General features: G+C 71.1%; 13 protein-coding genes and 1 pseudogene. 3 read left to right on the top strand and 11 right to left on the bottom strand.

Annotated features, from left to right (window positions below; genetic code table 11):
- Window positions 1-52: 52 nt before the first annotated feature.
- The 4 genes and pseudogenes from ACZ7IB_RS00170 to ACZ7IB_RS00155 all read right to left on the bottom strand — a co-directional run bounded on the left by ACZ7IB_RS00170 (window position 53) and on the right by ACZ7IB_RS00155 (window position 3,838).
- Window positions 53-775: a TetR/AcrR family transcriptional regulator gene (locus ACZ7IB_RS00170; protein ID WP_470907884.1), complete on the bottom strand. Its 723-nt coding sequence runs from the start codon at window positions 773-775 to the stop codon at window positions 53-55.
- A 75-nt stretch (window positions 776-850) separates the two neighbouring features.
- Window positions 851-946: pseudogene (locus tag ACZ7IB_RS00165) on the bottom strand (XRE family transcriptional regulator); the annotation flags it as partial.
- Window positions 947-1,120: 174 nt separating this feature from the next.
- Entirely contained in the window at window positions 1,121-3,055 is a 1,935-nt protein-coding gene (locus ACZ7IB_RS00160) for a hypothetical protein (RefSeq protein WP_470907883.1), read from the bottom strand.
- A gap of 231 nt (window positions 3,056-3,286) precedes the next feature.
- Window positions 3,287-3,838 carry a carboxymuconolactone decarboxylase family protein gene (locus ACZ7IB_RS00155; protein ID WP_470907881.1) on the bottom strand — a complete coding sequence of 184 codons (552 nt, stop codon included), beginning with the start codon at window positions 3,836-3,838 and terminating at the stop codon, window positions 3,287-3,289.
- An 81-nt stretch (window positions 3,839-3,919) separates the two neighbouring features.
- On the opposite strand from ACZ7IB_RS00155, the gene ACZ7IB_RS00150 reads away from it, so the two are divergent.
- Window positions 3,920-4,423: a MarR family winged helix-turn-helix transcriptional regulator gene (locus ACZ7IB_RS00150; RefSeq protein WP_470907879.1), complete on the top strand. Its 504-nt coding sequence runs from the start codon at window positions 3,920-3,922 to the stop codon at window positions 4,421-4,423.
- A gap of 156 nt (window positions 4,424-4,579) precedes the next feature.
- Here ACZ7IB_RS00150 and ACZ7IB_RS00145 read toward each other — a convergent pair whose 3' ends face one another.
- Together ACZ7IB_RS00145 and ACZ7IB_RS00140 are read right to left on the bottom strand one after the other, a co-directional pair.
- Complete coding sequence (locus ACZ7IB_RS00145; protein WP_470907878.1) at window positions 4,580-5,227, bottom strand: LuxR C-terminal-related transcriptional regulator; 648 nt, start codon at window positions 5,225-5,227, stop codon at window positions 4,580-4,582.
- Window positions 5,212-6,480 (bottom strand): sensor histidine kinase, encoded by a 1,269-nt coding sequence (locus ACZ7IB_RS00140; RefSeq protein ID WP_470907876.1) that lies wholly within the window; start codon window positions 6,478-6,480, stop codon window positions 5,212-5,214. Before ACZ7IB_RS00140 ends, ACZ7IB_RS00145 begins: the two co-directional genes overlap by 16 nt.
- Before the next feature lie 298 nt (window positions 6,481-6,778).
- Between ACZ7IB_RS00140 and ACZ7IB_RS00135 the strand changes: the two genes are divergently transcribed.
- Window positions 6,779-8,917 carry an MMPL family transporter gene (locus ACZ7IB_RS00135; RefSeq protein ID WP_470907874.1) on the top strand — a complete coding sequence of 713 codons (2,139 nt, stop codon included), beginning with the start codon at window positions 6,779-6,781 and terminating at the stop codon, window positions 8,915-8,917.
- 78 nt (window positions 8,918-8,995) lie between these two features.
- Here ACZ7IB_RS00135 and ACZ7IB_RS00130 read toward each other — a convergent pair whose 3' ends face one another.
- From ACZ7IB_RS00130 to ACZ7IB_RS00110, 5 genes are all read right to left on the bottom strand, one after another.
- Window positions 8,996-9,619, bottom strand: coding sequence for a winged helix-turn-helix domain-containing protein (locus tag ACZ7IB_RS00130; protein ID WP_470907872.1), 624 nt, complete (start codon window positions 9,617-9,619; stop codon window positions 8,996-8,998).
- An 83-nt stretch (window positions 9,620-9,702) separates the two neighbouring features.
- On the bottom strand, window positions 9,703-9,954 hold the full coding sequence (locus tag ACZ7IB_RS00125) for a hypothetical protein (RefSeq protein WP_470907870.1): 252 nt from the start codon (window positions 9,952-9,954) through the stop codon (window positions 9,703-9,705).
- Between the two features lie 73 nt (window positions 9,955-10,027).
- Window positions 10,028-11,071, bottom strand: coding sequence for a glutamine synthetase (glnII, locus tag ACZ7IB_RS00120; protein ID WP_470907868.1), 1,044 nt, complete (start codon window positions 11,069-11,071; stop codon window positions 10,028-10,030).
- Between the two features lie 148 nt (window positions 11,072-11,219).
- On the bottom strand, window positions 11,220-12,353 hold the full coding sequence (locus ACZ7IB_RS00115) for an ARPP-2 domain-containing protein (protein ID WP_470907866.1): 1,134 nt from the start codon (window positions 12,351-12,353) through the stop codon (window positions 11,220-11,222).
- Entirely contained in the window at window positions 12,350-13,840 is a 1,491-nt protein-coding gene (locus tag ACZ7IB_RS00110) for a hypothetical protein (RefSeq protein ID WP_470907865.1), read from the bottom strand. The genes ACZ7IB_RS00115 and ACZ7IB_RS00110 overlap by 4 nt, the downstream gene beginning before the upstream one ends.
- 209 nt (window positions 13,841-14,049) lie before the next feature.
- On the opposite strand from ACZ7IB_RS00110, the gene ACZ7IB_RS00105 reads away from it, so the two are divergent.
- Window positions 14,050-14,961, top strand: coding sequence for a Gfo/Idh/MocA family protein (locus tag ACZ7IB_RS00105; protein ID WP_470907864.1), 912 nt, complete (start codon window positions 14,050-14,052; stop codon window positions 14,959-14,961).
- The last annotated feature ends 121 nt before the right edge of the window (window positions 14,962-15,082 follow it).

Genomic DNA, 15,082 nt, shown 5'->3' with positions numbered 1-15,082 from the left:
GGGCATGCCGCAGGTGCCCAGCCACGTTCCGGCCTCGCTCCCAGGCGAAGCGCTACGGCAGCCGCTGCACGGGAACGGCCGGCACGGCGGGCGCCAGAGCGGAGAGCCGGTTCAACAGCTCCCCGAACGGTCCGTCCGCCGGCTCCTGCGCGAAGACCCGTAACACGATGCCCGCCATCTCCGTGTCGTACGCGGCACTCACCGCGGCCAGCGCCGCGAAGTCGTGCACCAGCTGCATCTCCAGCTCCTCGCGCGGAATCCGCCGCCCGTCCAGCCAGATCAGCGCCGTCGACTCGGCCAGCGAAACCCACGACCGCACGACCAACTCCAGCCGCGCCGGGGGATCTTCGACCCCCAGATGGGCCAGGATCTGTTCGTAGGCCGCCTGCCGCACCCCGTCGATCATCGCGTTCGCCGTCGACGACCCGACCGCGGGCCCGCCCCGCATCAGCGCCGAGAACCCCGGACCGTGCTCCTCGACAAAGTCGAAGAACCGCCCCATCACCCTCAACAGCCGGTCCCCGAGCGGCCCTTCACTCGGTTCCACGAACCGCGCCGCCAACTCGTCGGCCGCCCGCCGCAGCGCCGCCTCGTACAGGCTCTGCTTCCCCGGGAAGTAGTGATAGACCAACGGCCGCGAGATCCCCGCAGCGGCAGCGATCTCGTCGATCGACACCTCGTCCGGGGAGCGGTGACTGAACAACTCCAGCGCGACACCGATCAACTGCTGCCTGCGCTCCTCGACGCCCATCCTGCGCCGCACCCCGGTCGTCATGGTGGACAGGGTACCCAGTGGGGCTGTGGGGAGCGGACTTCGGCGGTCGCCGCCCCCTGCGCCGCACCTCCGCCGTCATTCGGGAATGCGGCTGTACTGCTCAAGTGTCGCCTTACTCGTGGACGTATCCATGAGTCGCAGTTCCCATGGGCCGGTGTTCACGTCGAATGTGGAGTTGGCCGAGCATCCCGCACACAGGAGGCGATGACCGGCGGTGTGCGCGGGTGGCCCGGTCTCGGCCAGTGACCCGCCTTCGGGCGGGATGGGCCATCACGGAACTGCCTTGACCTCAGCACAAGACGTGGATCTGCACTGTCGGCCTCACCCCCCGGGGAAGCCCGGGCGTCAGCGCAGGGCGCCCACCCGACTGCCGTCCGACAGCGTCCCGTTCAGCCGTGCCCGGTCGCCCGCCCTGGCCGGTACGGCGAGGAGACGGCTGTCGGACCTCCCCTCCACCCCGCCCGAGGTGGTCAGCGAGGCGAACTGCCGGCTGCCCGCGGCCAGTACGTACCAGCGTCCGCCGCGCGACTTCCACAGCACCCCGGCCAGCACCCGTGGATCGCGCATCCCGCAGGCCGGTGTGTCCTCGGCCCGGGCCGCGACCGCCCCGGGCGGGCCGCCTGTTGCGACGGACGGTGCCGACGGAGCCTGGAACTGGGCGAGAACCCGGCTTCCGGTGCCGCGCCAGGTCTCCGCCCTGGTGCAGAGCCAGTGCGCGGAGCCGTTGTCCTCGGGCAGCAACTGCTCGGCGTACTGCCAGGAGTTCACCGACCGTACGCCGTGCGAACGGACCGAGAGCAGCAGGCAGGCGGTCCGCGCCCAGCTGTCCCGCTCCGCCCGCCCGGAGACATCGTGCGCCGCTGACGGCGGGCCCGACGTCAGCCGGGCGGGGGCCAGCTCGCCGAGGTCCGTCATCAGCCGCGTCGCCGAGCCGTCGCGCAGCTCGATCGCATCCCAGGCGCGGCAGCTTCCGGCCGTCGCCGGGCTGGTCAGCGCGGCGGTCACGCCGTCCCGGGTGCGGCGCAGCGGCCGCGGGGCGCTGCGCGGCGCGAGCAGATTCCGTACGGAGACCGCATGTACCCAGGGCGCGGTGAGATAGCGGACCCGGTCGCGCGTACGGCCCGCGATCAGGGCGCCCGCCGAGGCCATGTCCGCACCGTCGACCCGGGCGAAGTCGAGTGCCACGCCCTCGGCCGGGGAGGCGTCACGCGGCTCCGCGTACCGCACGATGCGCAGCCCGTCGTAGAACAGCACCACCGTCGCCCGGTCCACCTCGCCCGCGTACAGCAGCTGCGGCGCACCCATCGGCGGGCCGACGGGTGTCCTCGGAGTCGCCGACGCACGCACCGCGCCGTCCGGATGTGCCCATACGGTGAGCGCTCGGCGCAGCAGCCGGGTGTCTCCGGCGCGGTCGCCACGGGTGGGCCAGGAGGTGAAATCGGTACGGGGCGAGCGCCGCCAGAACGTACCCGAAACCCGGTGCAACGCACCTGGATCCAGGGCCTGTGCGGCGGCAGCGTTACGGGCGTACGGCGATACGGGCCCAGTGCCGCGCCCCCAGCCGTTGCCCGGCAGCCCCAGCAGCGCCCCGCATACCAGCAGCGCCGCGACGGCCGCCACGGCCGCCTTCGCGCGCTGTCGGCGGCGCAGCAGATCCGGTGGGCGGGCCTGGAGCGAACAGGGGTCGAACTCCGGGGAGTCGAGCAGCGCGTACGGAGCCGAAACGCCCTCCGCCTCCGCGAGCGCCGCATGGGGGTCCGCCACCCCGGCGGCGGCGAGCACCCGCCGCACTTCCGCATCGGGCAGCCGTTCCAGCCCACGCAGCACGCAGGCGGCGCGGGCGGGGGCGGAGAGGGCCGACAGGGCCTGTTCCAGGGAGAGTTCATCCGATCCGCCGGAATGCGGGAACAGCCGCAGCCCCCACACCAGCGGAAGGAGGGGTGTCACCCGGACGCGGCGCAGTGGACGGCCCGCCTCCAGCGCCCCACGCAGCACCCTCCCGCGGACGTATGCAAAGGACGGGTCCACCGCCACCGCACCGGCGGACCTGCGCGGTGGTGGGACGCCGCCCTCGGTCACACACCCTGCCCTGCGCCCCGACAGCAGCGCCCGCTGGGCCAGGGCGTGCGCCGTCAGAACACGGCGATGGCAGCCGAGGGACGGCGGCAGTACGAGATAGCCGAGCCGGACGAGTCGCGGGTAGTGCTCGACGAGCGCGGCCCCGGCCTGCTTCACACCGGCCGGGCCGGCTGCGGAAGGTACCTCTGACAGTGGGCGCACGTTCAACAGAACGAGCGAATCGTGCGATGGTCACCCCGGTGCGCTCATGTGCGATGCACCGGGGCACCCCCTCACAACAGCTGCCATCGGCTGAACTCGACAGTGCCGCGCAACCCGCTCCCGCCGTTCCTCGCGCGCGGGTCGCCCGTACAGCCCCGGCGTGCGGTCCGTTCACTCGGTCGCGGAATTCGTGGGAAGCTCCGTCCGTAAACCGGATGGAATGCCCAGGTCTCAGGCGAAGGCCGTCATTTGGTGGTCCAGCGGCGCCCCGGTCATCCGGTTGGCCAGCGTCGACATCGTGTACGCGCCGATGCCCAGGACCACTTCCAGCGCGTTGCGGGCGGTGTACCCGTGCGCCAGGAACGCCTGGAGTGTCTCGTCGTCGACGGCTCCGGACGTCGCGATCACCGACAGGGTGAACTGCCTTACGGATTCGAGTCGTTCGTCCGGCAAAGTGCGTGCCTCCGGCTCGCGCAGGGCCGTGATCAGCTCCGGGTCCGCACCGAGTGCGGTGAGCTTCGCGGTATGCATCGCCACGCAGACGTGGCAGTCGTTGCGGGTGGCCATCGTCATGATCAGGACCTCTCGGGAGAGCGGGTCCAGGGTGGAGGACTCGAAGATGGCGCTGATCTTCAGGAAGCCGTCGAGCAGCTCCGGTGATGCGGCGAGCCGGGCGACGGCGGCGGGCAGATAGCCCTGCTTCTTCGTCACCGCCTCCATGGTGCGGCGGGCGCCGGCGGGGGCGGATTCGAGGGTGTGGTGGGGAAACGCGGATGCGGACATGGCTGACCTCTCCTGTGGATGCTCACGGTAAAATCGACAACGTGATTGACGAAAAGGTAAACCAGGTTGTCGAGTTTCGCAATGGCTGAGCGAGAGGGTGGGCCGGGCGCGCGGTCGTCCGCGGGTGGCGGGGCGGGCTTCGAGCTGCCCCTGCTGCTGTTCGCCGGATTCCGTTCGATCGTCGACGAGTTGCACCGCGAGCTGGCCGAGCACGGCCACCCCGACGTGCGGCCCGCGTACGGCTTCGCGCTCCAGGCCGTCGGCCGTGACGGTGCGACGGCCAGCGAGATCGGCCGACGGCTCGGGGTCTCCAAGCAGGCCGCCGGGAAGACCGTCGAGAAGCTCGAAGGTCTCGGGTATGTGGAGCGCGTCGACGATCCCCGCGACGGCCGGCGCAAGCTGGTCCGGCTGACCGCGCGGGGCATCGACGTCCTGGTCAGATCGGCCGAAGGGTTCGACCGGCTGCGCGCCGAGTGGGTCCGGGTGCTGGGTGCCGATCGGGTGCGGGCGATGGAGGCCGATCTGCGTGCGATGGCGCCCGCGGGCGCATTCCGGCTCGATGCGGCGGGGTGGTTCAACGACTGAGGCGGCGTCGGGGTTGCGCTCGGGCCTTGCGTTCAGGCTTGGGCTTCGGTGCTGGAGTCCCGGGCCGCACCGCATCCGGAGGCCACGATGCCGCACCTGAGCACTGCTCCGTAACCCCGGAAGGCCGCGCGGCCTTCCGGGGAGGAGGGGTGTGATTCAGCCCCGGTCCAGATAGGCGAGCACCGCGAGAACACGGCGGTTGTCGTCGTCGGACGGCGGCAGGCCGAGCTTCCCGAAGATGTTCGAGGTGTGCTTGGCCACCGCCCGCTCCGTGATCACCATCTGTGAGGCGATCGCCGCGTTCGAACGGCCCTGTGCCATCAACTCCATGACCTCCAGCTCACGCGGAGTCAGCCCGCCCATCGGCTTGTCCTGCGAGCGCCGCGACAGCAACTGCGAGATCACCTGCGGGTCCATCGCGGTGCCGCCCGCGGCGACCCTGCGTACCGCGTCGATGAACTGCTCCGCGTCGAAGACCCGGTCCTTGAGCAGATAGCCGATGCCCCCGTTGCCGTCCGCCAGCAGCTCGCGCGCGTACAGCTGCTCCACATGCTGCGAGAGCACGAGCACCGGCAGCCCCGGCCTGGCCTGCCGGGCCGCCAGCGCGCACTGCAGGCCCTCGTCCGTGTGGGACGGTGGAAGCCGGACGTCGACGACCGCGACGTCCGGCTCCAACTCGTTCAGGGCCCGGGTCAGTTCGGGGCCGGTCTCCACAGCTGCCGCGATCTCGAAGCCGTACGCCTCCAGCAGACGGACCAGCCCGTCGCGCAGCAGGAAGAGATCTTCGGCTAGGACAACTCGCAAGGGATCTCCATGGTCACCATGGTGGGACCGCCCGCGGGGCTGCTGACGGCCATGATGCCGTCGAATGTACCGAGTCGGCGTTCGATTCCGCTCAGGCCCGAGCCGGATCCGACCGCCGCACCGCCCCTGCCGTTGTCCGTGACGGAGACCCGCAGCGTGGCGTCCGCGTGGTGGATGTCCACCCAGACGCGGTCGGCCCCCGAGTGCTTGGCGGTGTTCGTCAGCGTCTCGCTCACCGCGAAGTACGCGGCCGACTCGATCGCGGCGTCCGCCCGGCCGCTCAGCTCCACCCGGACCTCCGACGCGAAGGGCAGCCGCAGCGCCAACGCCCTGACCGCGTCCCCGAGTCCGCGTTCGGCGAGGACCGGCGGGTGGATGCCCCGGACCAGATCGCGCAGCTCCGTGAGGGCTTCGGCCGATGACTCGCGGGCCATGGCGAGGAGTTTCTTCGCCTGCGCCGGATCCTTCTCGATGAGCGCTTCCACCGTGCCCAGGTTCATGCCCATGGCGACCAGCCTGGCCTGCGCACCGTCGTGCAGGTCGCGCTCGATGCGCCGCAGTTCGGAGGCGGCGGTGTCCACGGCCTCGTGCCGGGTCTCGGTCAGCCGGTCGATGCGCCGGGCCAGTTCCTGCTCCTGGGTGGGGGCCAGCATCGCGCGGGCGATCACGAAGTGCAGCCGCAGCAGCGGTTGGCCGACCAGCAGACCGATCGCGAAGAACACCACACCGAGCGCGGCGGCGGCAAGGCCCGTCGCCTGGCTGTCGACCGGCACGAACGCGTACCAGTAACGGTCGTCGGTGAAGACCCGCCACAACCCGGCCGCCAGGACGAAAGCCTGCAGCGGATACACCATCAGCGCCGAGGCCAGGACCGCCACCACATAGCCGGCGGTCATGTCGACCAGCAGCCACTGGATGTCACGCCAGGTCGCCGGGTCCTTCAGCAGCAGCGTGGTCCGCTCCACCTGCCCGGTGAAGCCGGAGCGCACATCCTTCGGGAAGGGGCGGTACGGGACCGGGATGCGGACGTCGCACCAGGTGACCGCGAGCAGCCTGCGCCGGTTGGCGTGCTTGCGGACCAGCTCCAGCACGTAGGGGGTGGTGACCAGGCCGATGCCCAGCGGGACGGAGACGATGGAGAGCACGGCCCACACGAAGAGGGTGATCGACCCGAACAGGCTGGCGATCGATACCACGACGCCCCGCCAGGCTGCCAGCAGCGCGCCCCGTGTCCGGGTCCGTATCGCGTTCATCTCGGTCCGTCTCCCCTCGCCGGGCCCTCGTGCCGGACCCGTCCGAAGACAGTCTCACCCGGCCGGCTCCCCGGGTGTCAGCCGTCTCGCCACCCGGGCGGGGGTGTACCCAGCACCACCCTGCCGACCTCGCCCTACGGCTCCGCGAGAGGGGGCTTCGGCGGCTGGGGCGGGCGGCGTCCCGTTCCTAGATTCATCGACGACGCATTCGCCGTCGACTTCTACGCACTTCCTCCTGCTTCCTGACACTTCTTCCACTTGCATCTGATTCCGTCTGACTTCTGGGGGCGAACACGCCATGAGACGCAACCTCGCGGCACGCATCGGTGTGTGGAGCGCACACCACCGCAAGACCGCAATTCTCGGCTGGCTGCTCTTCGTCGTGCTCGCCACGGGCATCGGCGGCGCATCCGGTCTGGTCGAGATGTCCGACTCGGAGAACGCCGCGGGTGACTCGGCGCGGGCCGAAAAGATCCTCGACGACGCCGGGCTGGGGCAGCCCGCCGGCGAGCTGGTCATGGTGTCCACCGCGAAGGCGGGTGACTGGCAGGACGTCGCCCGCGAGGTCTCCGCCGCCATTGGGAAGACCGGCGAGGTGGCGAACCTCGCGGCGCCGGTCCCTTCCGAGGACGGCAAGGACGCGCTGATCACCTTTGACATGAAGGGGGACGCCGCGACGGCGCCGGACAGGGTGCAGCCCGTGCTCGACGCCGTGTCCGTCGTCCGCGCGGACCACCCCGACGTCACCATCCACCAGTTCGGCGAAGCCAGTGCCGGCAAGTGGCTCGGCGATCTGCTCTCGGAGGACTTCAAGAAGGCCGAGTTCACCGCCGTACCCCTGGCCCTGGGCATTCTGCTGGTCGCCTTCGGCGCCGTCGTCGCGGCGCTGCTCCCCGTCGGGCTGGCACTGACCGCGTGCATGGCCGCCTTCGGACTGCTGTCGCTCGCCAGCCACCAACTGCACCTGTTCCAGACCACGTACTCCGTGATGTTCCTGATGGGCTTCGCCGTCGGCGTCGACTACTGCCTCTTCTACCTGCGGCGCGAGCGCGACGAGCGGGCGGCGGGACGCGATGCCGAGACGGCGCTGCGGATCGCGGCGGCGACCAGCGGCCGGGCCGTGCTCGTCTCCGGGCTCACGGTCATGGTCGCGATGGCCGGCATGTTCCTGTCCGGACTGATGCTGTTCAAGGGCTTCGCCCTCGCCACGATCATCGTGGTCTTCATCGCGATGCTGGGCTCGGTGACGGTGCTGCCCGCGCTGCTGTCCTGGCTGGGCGACCGGATCGACGCGGGACGTGTGCCGTTCCCGGGCCGGCGCTCGAGCCGACGCGACAACCGGCGCGCACGCACCAGTGGCGGGGTCGCCGGCACGGTGCTGAAGCCCGTCCTGTCCAGGCCGAAGATCTTCGCGGTCGCCTCGGTCGTCGTGCTGCTCGCCCTGGCCGCGCCCGCCCTCGGTATGAAGACCGAACAGCTGGGCCTGGAGAAGCAGTTCGGCTCGGACTCGCAGCTGTCTGTCGCCTACCGGCAGATCAATGAGAGCTTCCCCGGCGGTCCCGCTCCGGCGCGAGTGGTGGTCAAGGCCGACAACATCGAGGCGCCCGCTCTGCGCAAGGCCTTCGACGGCTTCGACAAGGTGACCGTCCACAAGGAGCAGAACGTCGCCGAGATCGAGGTGCCGCTCCCCGACGGCGAGGCCGGCCTTTCCGAGCTGCGCAAGGAGCGGCTGCCCGCCGCGTTCGACGGCACCGGGGCCCAGGCGTACGTGACCGGGGAGATCGCCGGGTCCGTCGACTTCAACGACCAGCTGAAGCGCGGCATCGTCCCCGTATTCGCCTTCATCACGGCGGTGACCTTCCTGCTGATGCTGTTCTGCTTCCGCTCGTACGTCATCGCCGTGACCTCGATCCTGCTCAACCTGCTCTCCGTGGCCGCCGCGTACGGAGTGATGGTCGCCGTCTTCCAGCACGGCTGGGGGGCCTCGCTGATCGGCTCGGAGGGGGTCGGCGCGATCGAGGCGTGGATTCCGCTGTTCGTCCTGGTCGTCCTGTTCGGACTCTCCATGGACTACCACGTGTTCGTGGTCTCCCGGATCCGTGAGGCCCGCGACCGCGGTCTGCACACCCGGGCCGCGATCGACGAGGGCATCCGGCGGACGGCGGGTGCGGTGACCGGCGCGGCCGTGATCATGGTCGCGGTGTTCGCGGTCTTCGGGACGCTGTCGATGCAGGACATGCAGCAGATGGGCGTCGGTCTCGCTGTCGCGGTGCTGCTGGACGCCACGATCGTACGGATGGTCCTGCTGCCCTCCGTGATGGCGCTGCTCGGGGAGCGGAACTGGCGGACCCCGCGCGGACTGACCCGACTGCCGGTCCTGGAGCACGGCGAGCCGGAGACGGGCGAGGTTCCGGTGGGGTCGGGGGCGCGGGGCTGACCGGCCGCCCGGCACGTGAGAGCGGCCCTGCTCCGGTACGTACCGGACCAGGGCCGCTCTCACGTTCTGTCGGTTCCGTCAGGGGGCGTACTTGTATCCGACACGCCGCACCGTCTGGATCGACCGGCGGTGCTCGGCGCCCAGCTTGCGGCGCAGCCGGGCGACATGGACGTCCACGGTGCGTCCGTCGCCCACATGCCCGTAGCCCCAGACCGTGGTCACCAACTGGTCGCGGGTGTGCACCCGGTGCGGGTGCGCGACCAGATGGGCGAGCAGCTCGAACTCCAGGAAGGTGAGGTCGAGCGTCGTCCCGTCCACCGCGGCGGTGCGCTGTACGGGGTCGATGCGCACCGGACCCGTGGTGGCCGGGTCCTCCACCGGTGCCGGTACCACGTACTGGGCGGCCGCAGCGGCAGCCGCGGTGATGGCCGGCTGCTGATCGGCCGGTACGAGCACCAGGTAGCCGATCATCGGCGGCCGGCCCGGCAGCGCCGGAACGGTGTGCTGGGGCGCGGGCAGCCAGGTGGCACCCGGAGGCAGGAACTCGGCCACATCGGCCAGCTGGACGACCTCATCGGGGTCGACGGCGCGCAGCCGGTGGCGGTTGGAGGAGAGGGAGCGGGCGGAGGTGGTGGCCGCAGCGGTCGCCGAAGGCGCCGAGGTGGCGGCGGCTGCGGCGGAGAAGGTACGAGTGTTCGCCATGAGGGTCAGCTCTTTCGCGCGAAGGAGTCGTCGATGGACGGACTTGCTTGCGTGCGCGCGGACCGAAGGCCGGGTGAGCGGCTTTAGAGGGCCTGCGCGTTCAACGCGCGGCAACACACCCGGTCGAAGTCGTGGTGCTGACGGGACGGCCAGAACGGTTCGAGGTCGCTGCGACCTGTCGAGGTGTACTGGATGCTGGCCATGCCCCCATTGAACCAGAGAACGCGACGGCGCAGCAGGTCGTTCAGCAGCTCGGGGACGTCGTCGGCAGGGCCGTAGGCGTGCTCGAACGCCGCCCAGTCCACGTCGTCCAGCTCGTCCAGTCGCCTCGGCATGCGCGTGATGCTACGACGAGGGGGCGCCCACCTGGTCGGGTGGGCGCCCCCTCGTGCGGACGACGGAACGGGATCAGACCTGGTCGGCCTTCTCCAGCGCGGTGCAGCAGGTGTCGACGATCAGCCGCGTGACGACGTACGGGTCGACGTTGGCGTTCGGGCGGCGGTCCTCGATGTAGCCCTTCTGGTCCTGCTCGACCTGCCACGGGATACGGACCGACGCGCCGCGGTCGGAGACGCCGTAGCTGTACTCGTTCCACGGGGCGGTCTCGTGCAGACCGGTCAGACGGTCGTCGATGCCCGCGCCGTAGTTCTTGACGTGGTCCATCGGCTTCGAGCCCTCGCCCAGGGACTCGCACGCGGTGATGATCGCGGCATAGCCCTCAGGTCCTTCGCGCATCGCCTTGGTGGAGAAGTTGGTGTGCGCACCCGCGCCGTTCCAGTCGCCCTTGACCGGCTTCGGGTCGAGGGTCGCGGAGACGTTGAACTCCTCGGCGGTGCGGTACAGCAGCCAGCGGGCGATCCACAGCTGGTCGGAGACCTCCAGCGGGAACAGCGGGCCGACCTGGAACTCCCACTGGCCGGGCATGACCTCGGCGTTGATACCGGAGATGCCGAGGCCCGCCTCCAGGCAGTTGTCGAGGTGCTTCTCGACGATCTCGCGGCCGAAGATCTCGTCGGCGCCGACACCGCAGTAGTAGCCGCCCTGCGCGGCCGGGAAGCCGCCCTCGGGGAAGCCGAGCGGGCGGTGGCCGTCGAAGAAGGTGTACTCCTGCTCGATGCCGAAGACCGGCTCCTGGCCGGCGAACCGCTCGGCCACCGGACGCAGCACGGCACGGGTGTTGGACTCGTGCGGCGTCATGTCGATGTTGAAGACCTCGCACAGGACGAGAACGTCGTCGCCGCCGCGGATCGGGTCCGGACACGTGAAGACCGGCTTCAGCACCCGGTCGGAGGCGTGGCCCACGGCCTGGTTGGTGCTCGAACCGTCGAAGCCCCAGATCGGCAGCTCCGCGACATCCTGCGACGGGCTACCGGCCATGATCTTCGTCTTCGAACGGAGCTTGGCGGTCGGCTCGGTGCCGTCGATCCAGATGTACTCAGCCTTGAACGTCACGGAAGCCATCCTTCGCGGGTGCTGCGGTGCTGCGGTCCGGTCTATGCAGCGCAGCTTCGCAAGACGCGATTTCCCGTCCGTTGCCCGAATGTGAATCCCGTGTTACCGAGGTTTCCTGCGTTGTGCGCGGGCCCTGAGCAGCGACCGTTCACGCGCGGGCCCTGAGCAGCGACTCGAAACCGGCGGCACGGATCCGGCGCACCAGTTCCTCCTCGGTGGTGCCCAGCGCCACGGCCGCCTGCGCGAGCCGCCAGTCCGCGTCGGAGAGCCGGTGCAGCAGATGACCACGCCTGATCTGGGCCTCGGACAGCCGGAACGTCTTCAGATACGCGACCTGCCCCTTGTGATCGGTGATCGTCTCACCGATGTGCCGGCCCTCCCCATTGCGCAGGAACGGCGGCAGGAACCGCCACAGTGTGAACGAGCCCATCCGGTACACCCGGTCGAAGGCGTACGAGGTGTCCAGCAGCTCACGCGCGAACAGGGTGTCGTGCGCCTCGGCCCACTCCCGCTCCTGCGCCCGCGCCGCCGCCCGAAGACCGGCGAGCGTCCGCAGCTGCGGTCCATCGGAAATCCGCGCCGCGAACTCCGCCACCGGAGCGCCGTACAGCGCGTACTGGTGGACCAGTTCCCCGTACAGATCCTGTACGAGCGAAGGGTGCAGCAGACGGTAGTCGTCCGGGTGCGGCAGAACGAAGGCGGCCGCGAGCGCATCGGCCGCGTACACCATCACCCCGCACTGGCCGGGATGGATCTCGAAGGCCCGCAGCGCGTCGCCGAGCCCGCGCACCGACCACCCCATGTACGCGTCCTCGGCACGCGGCGAAAGCCCGTCGCGCAGCGCCTGCCGCGACCACTCCTCCCAGGCGACCGCGGGGCCACCGAAGTGCAGGGCGAGATAGCCCTCCATCGCGAGGTGCAGCGGCAGGAAGCGCAGCCGGTCACCCGGCTGCCGCTTGGCCATGCGGTGGTGGCGGTTGCGCTGGAGCCGTGCGGTCCGGGGCGGCGCGTTCCCGGGGGAGGTGCCCGCGCCCAGCTGCGTACCGTACGCGGCGGACCGGGCGCCCTCGCCGGACCAGTCGGCGACGAAACCGTGCGGGATGTACGAGGTGTAGTGCGTGCGCGGACCGACGTCCACGACGCCGTGCCCGTAACCCGTGTAGATCTCCCGGTGCAGCCGGAGTCCCTCGACCGGCTGCTCGCGCACCAGCGGCACCAGCCGGATGCCGCCCCACACCTGGGCGGGGCGGGCGGCGAGCCCGGCAAGTTCAAGCCTGTTCACGATGCGGCTCCCGCCTTCTCCCCACTCACGAAACGTGCCACCTGCCGGTCCAGATAGGCGTACAGGGCCGCCGGTCCCGTGCGTCCCTCGGCGAACTGTGCGATCTCCACCAGCGCCGGCAGGTCCTCCGCGTCCCGGACCCCGGCCGTGGGCACGCCCTGCGCGAGGCGCCGCACATCGAAACCGTCCGCGTCGTATACGGGGTTCACATGCACCACAGCAGTTCGCCGGTCCGGATCGAGCCGGGTCCGCCACACCCGCAGTACCTCGCCCGCGAGTCCGGGCGGCGCGTTGTCCCAGCCGTCCGAGACGATGACCAGCCGGTCCGGACCGTGCTCCAGGGCATCCAGCACGCGGGTGCCGAGCGGGGTCGGGCCCCAGGGCCTGACCAGCAGCGGATCCGTGCCGCCCGAGGTCCACAGCGGGATGTACGCGCCCGGCGCGGCCAGCGCCTCCAGCAGGAAGTGGCAGGCCAGCGCCACGGCCAGCGGACGGCGCCGCTTCTCGCCCGACCCGGACGACGAGTAGCTGTCGTCCAGCACGGCGGCGACCCGGCCCCAGCTCCCGGCGTGCGGGCCCGCCGCTCGGCGGGCGGCGGTCCGCAAAGCATGGGTCAGCTCCTTGCGGTGGAGCCCCCGCACCTCGAAGCCGAGTGACAGGACGTACAGGGCGAGCCGGGTCAGCGGCATCACCGTCAGGTCGATATCCGTGGGCGGCCGCACGTCGTTTCCGGCGCCGCGCTGCCCCTGGGTCCGCAGCCGCTCCAGGCGGGTCATCCGCGGCACCATCCGCTCCAGGAACACCTCGCGCTTCATCCCGTGCCGGGCGGCGAAGCCCTCGGCGACGGTGAACGGCAGCTCGCCGACGGCACCCTGCTCGTAGTGGGCGCGCCGCCACGCGTCGAGCAGCTGGTGCCGGTAGCGCGGCCGCCGCCCCGGCCGGAACAGGAAATCCCCGGTCTCGCCAGGCTCACCGGGCCCGCCGAAGGGGAGGTGGGCATGGCGGGCGGCGGTCTTCAGACCGGCGCGGTACTTTACGGCGTCGTGCGCCGGATCCGGCCGGGCGGCCAGCCAGTCGCGCATGATCGCGCGGGTGCGCCGGTTGTTCACCTTGGCCCCGCGCAGCGCCCGGAACAGCCGGTACACGCGCTGCGGCGGCAGCTTCGCGAGCCGGGCGGCGATCAGCCGGCCCTCGGTGCGCTTGTCCTCGGCGGTCGCGTCGGCGGCGTTCTCCAGCAGGCCCTGGACGATGCGCACGGCGTTGTGGTCGTTGATGTCGAGGGCGAGCGCGGCGGCGTACACCCGGCGGTAGTTGACCCGTACGTACTCATGGAGGAAGTCCAGCGAAAGCCGCTGCTGATACGACGTCGAGCGGAACTCACGCTGTCCGGTCGCGGTGATCGCCGCGTTGACGAAGAGGAGTACGTCCTCGGCCGCGACGAGGTCGGCACCGGTCCCGGTGCGAGTGGTCTCGGTGCTGGTCGCCATGGTTTCCCCCGTGGTGTCACGCGCCGCCGTACGCAGGGGCGGAGCGCCGGCCGGGGAATGGGGGCGCGAACAGCGAAATCACTGCTTCATAGGCAAGTCCCGGAAGTCGCGCCGGAGTCCCGCGGCCGGCACCGCAAACGTAGCCATTGAAGCCCACGCTCCGCCAGCTCAATACGGGAGCCGTCCGGCGAACCCGGCAGACTTGCCCCATGACGACACTTCCCGCGACCCCCCTGCGCATCGGCCTCGTCGGCACGGGCCCCTGGGCCCGGAACACCCAGGCCCCAGCCCTCGCCGCCCACCCCGGCGTCGCACTGAGCGGCGTGTGGGGCCGCCGCCCCGAGGCCGCGAACGCGCTGGCCGCCGCCCACGGCACCACGGCGTACACAGGTGAGGACGGCATCGACGAGCTCTTCGCGGCCAGCGACGCCATCGCGTTCGCCGTGCCGCCGGACGTCCAGGCCCCGCTCGCCGCCCGCGCCGCGGCCACCGGTCGCCATCTGCTGATGGACAAACCGGTGGCGACCACCGTCGTCGGAGCCCGCGAGGTCGCCCGCGCCGCCGAGGAGACGGGGATCGCGTCCGTCGTCTTCTGCACCCTGCGGTTCGCAGCCGAGACGTCCGCCTGGATCGCCGAACAGGCCGCTCTGGACGGCTGGTTCACCGCCCGCGCCGAGTGGATCGGTGCGCTGTTCGCCCCCGGCACGACCAGCGAGTACGCCGCCTCGTCCTGGCGCCGCGAGAAGGGCGGCCTGTGGGACGTCGGCCCGCATGTCCTGTCGGTCCTGATCCCGGTACTGGGCGACGTGACACACCTGACCGCGGCCCGCGGCCCGTCCGACACCACCCACCTGATCCTCCGCCACACCTCCGGCGCATCCAGCACGGTGACGCTCGCACTGGGGGCCCCGGTGGGCGCGGTAGGCACGGAGATCGAACTCAAAGGTGAACAGGGAGTCGCCACACTGCCGCGGTGGGGCGACGCGGTCGGCTCCTTCCGGGCAGCGGTGGACGCACTGATCCACTCGGTACGCACGGGGGAGCCGCACCCCTGCGACGTCCGGTTCGGACTACGCCTGACGGAACTGCTGGCCGAGGCGGAGAAGCAGGCGGGGGTGTAGGGAGACGGGGCTCGGGGGCCGGGCCGGGCCGGTACGGGGAGGCGGCGCGGCCCGTCCCTGTACGGGCTCCGCGGCTGCATCAACCGCGTCCGGAGCCGCAGCCAGGCCTCCACCTCGGCTC

The organism is Streptomyces sp. NPDC037301, from assembly GCF_055602785.1.
Note: the sequence above shows the minus strand (reverse complement) of the source record. Positions and strands in the feature narration are given on the sequence as shown.

Excerpts from the sequence above, each read along its gene's own strand:
- ACZ7IB_RS00150 (WP_470907879.1), top strand. The coding sequence starts at position 3,920 with ATGGCTGAGCGAGAGGGTGGGCCGGGCGCGCGGTCGTCCGCGGGTGGC.
- ACZ7IB_RS00130 (WP_470907872.1), bottom strand. The coding sequence starts at position 9,619 with ATGGCGAACACTCGTACCTTCTCCGCCGCAGCCGCCGCCACCTCGGCG.
- ACZ7IB_RS00125 (WP_470907870.1), bottom strand. The coding sequence starts at position 9,954 with ATGCCGAGGCGACTGGACGAGCTGGACGACGTGGACTGGGCGGCGTTC.
- ACZ7IB_RS00110 (WP_470907865.1), bottom strand. The coding sequence starts at position 13,840 with ATGGCGACCAGCACCGAGACCACTCGCACCGGGACCGGTGCCGACCTC.
- ACZ7IB_RS00155 (WP_470907881.1), bottom strand. The coding sequence starts at position 3,838 with ATGTCCGCATCCGCGTTTCCCCACCACACCCTCGAATCCGCCCCCGCC.
- ACZ7IB_RS00170 (WP_470907884.1), bottom strand. The coding sequence starts at position 775 with ATGACGACCGGGGTGCGGCGCAGGATGGGCGTCGAGGAGCGCAGGCAG.
- ACZ7IB_RS00135 (WP_470907874.1), top strand. The coding sequence starts at position 6,779 with ATGAGACGCAACCTCGCGGCACGCATCGGTGTGTGGAGCGCACACCAC.
- ACZ7IB_RS00105 (WP_470907864.1), top strand. The coding sequence starts at position 14,050 with ATGACGACACTTCCCGCGACCCCCCTGCGCATCGGCCTCGTCGGCACG.
- ACZ7IB_RS00140 (WP_470907876.1), bottom strand. The coding sequence starts at position 6,480 with ATGAACGCGATACGGACCCGGACACGGGGCGCGCTGCTGGCAGCCTGG.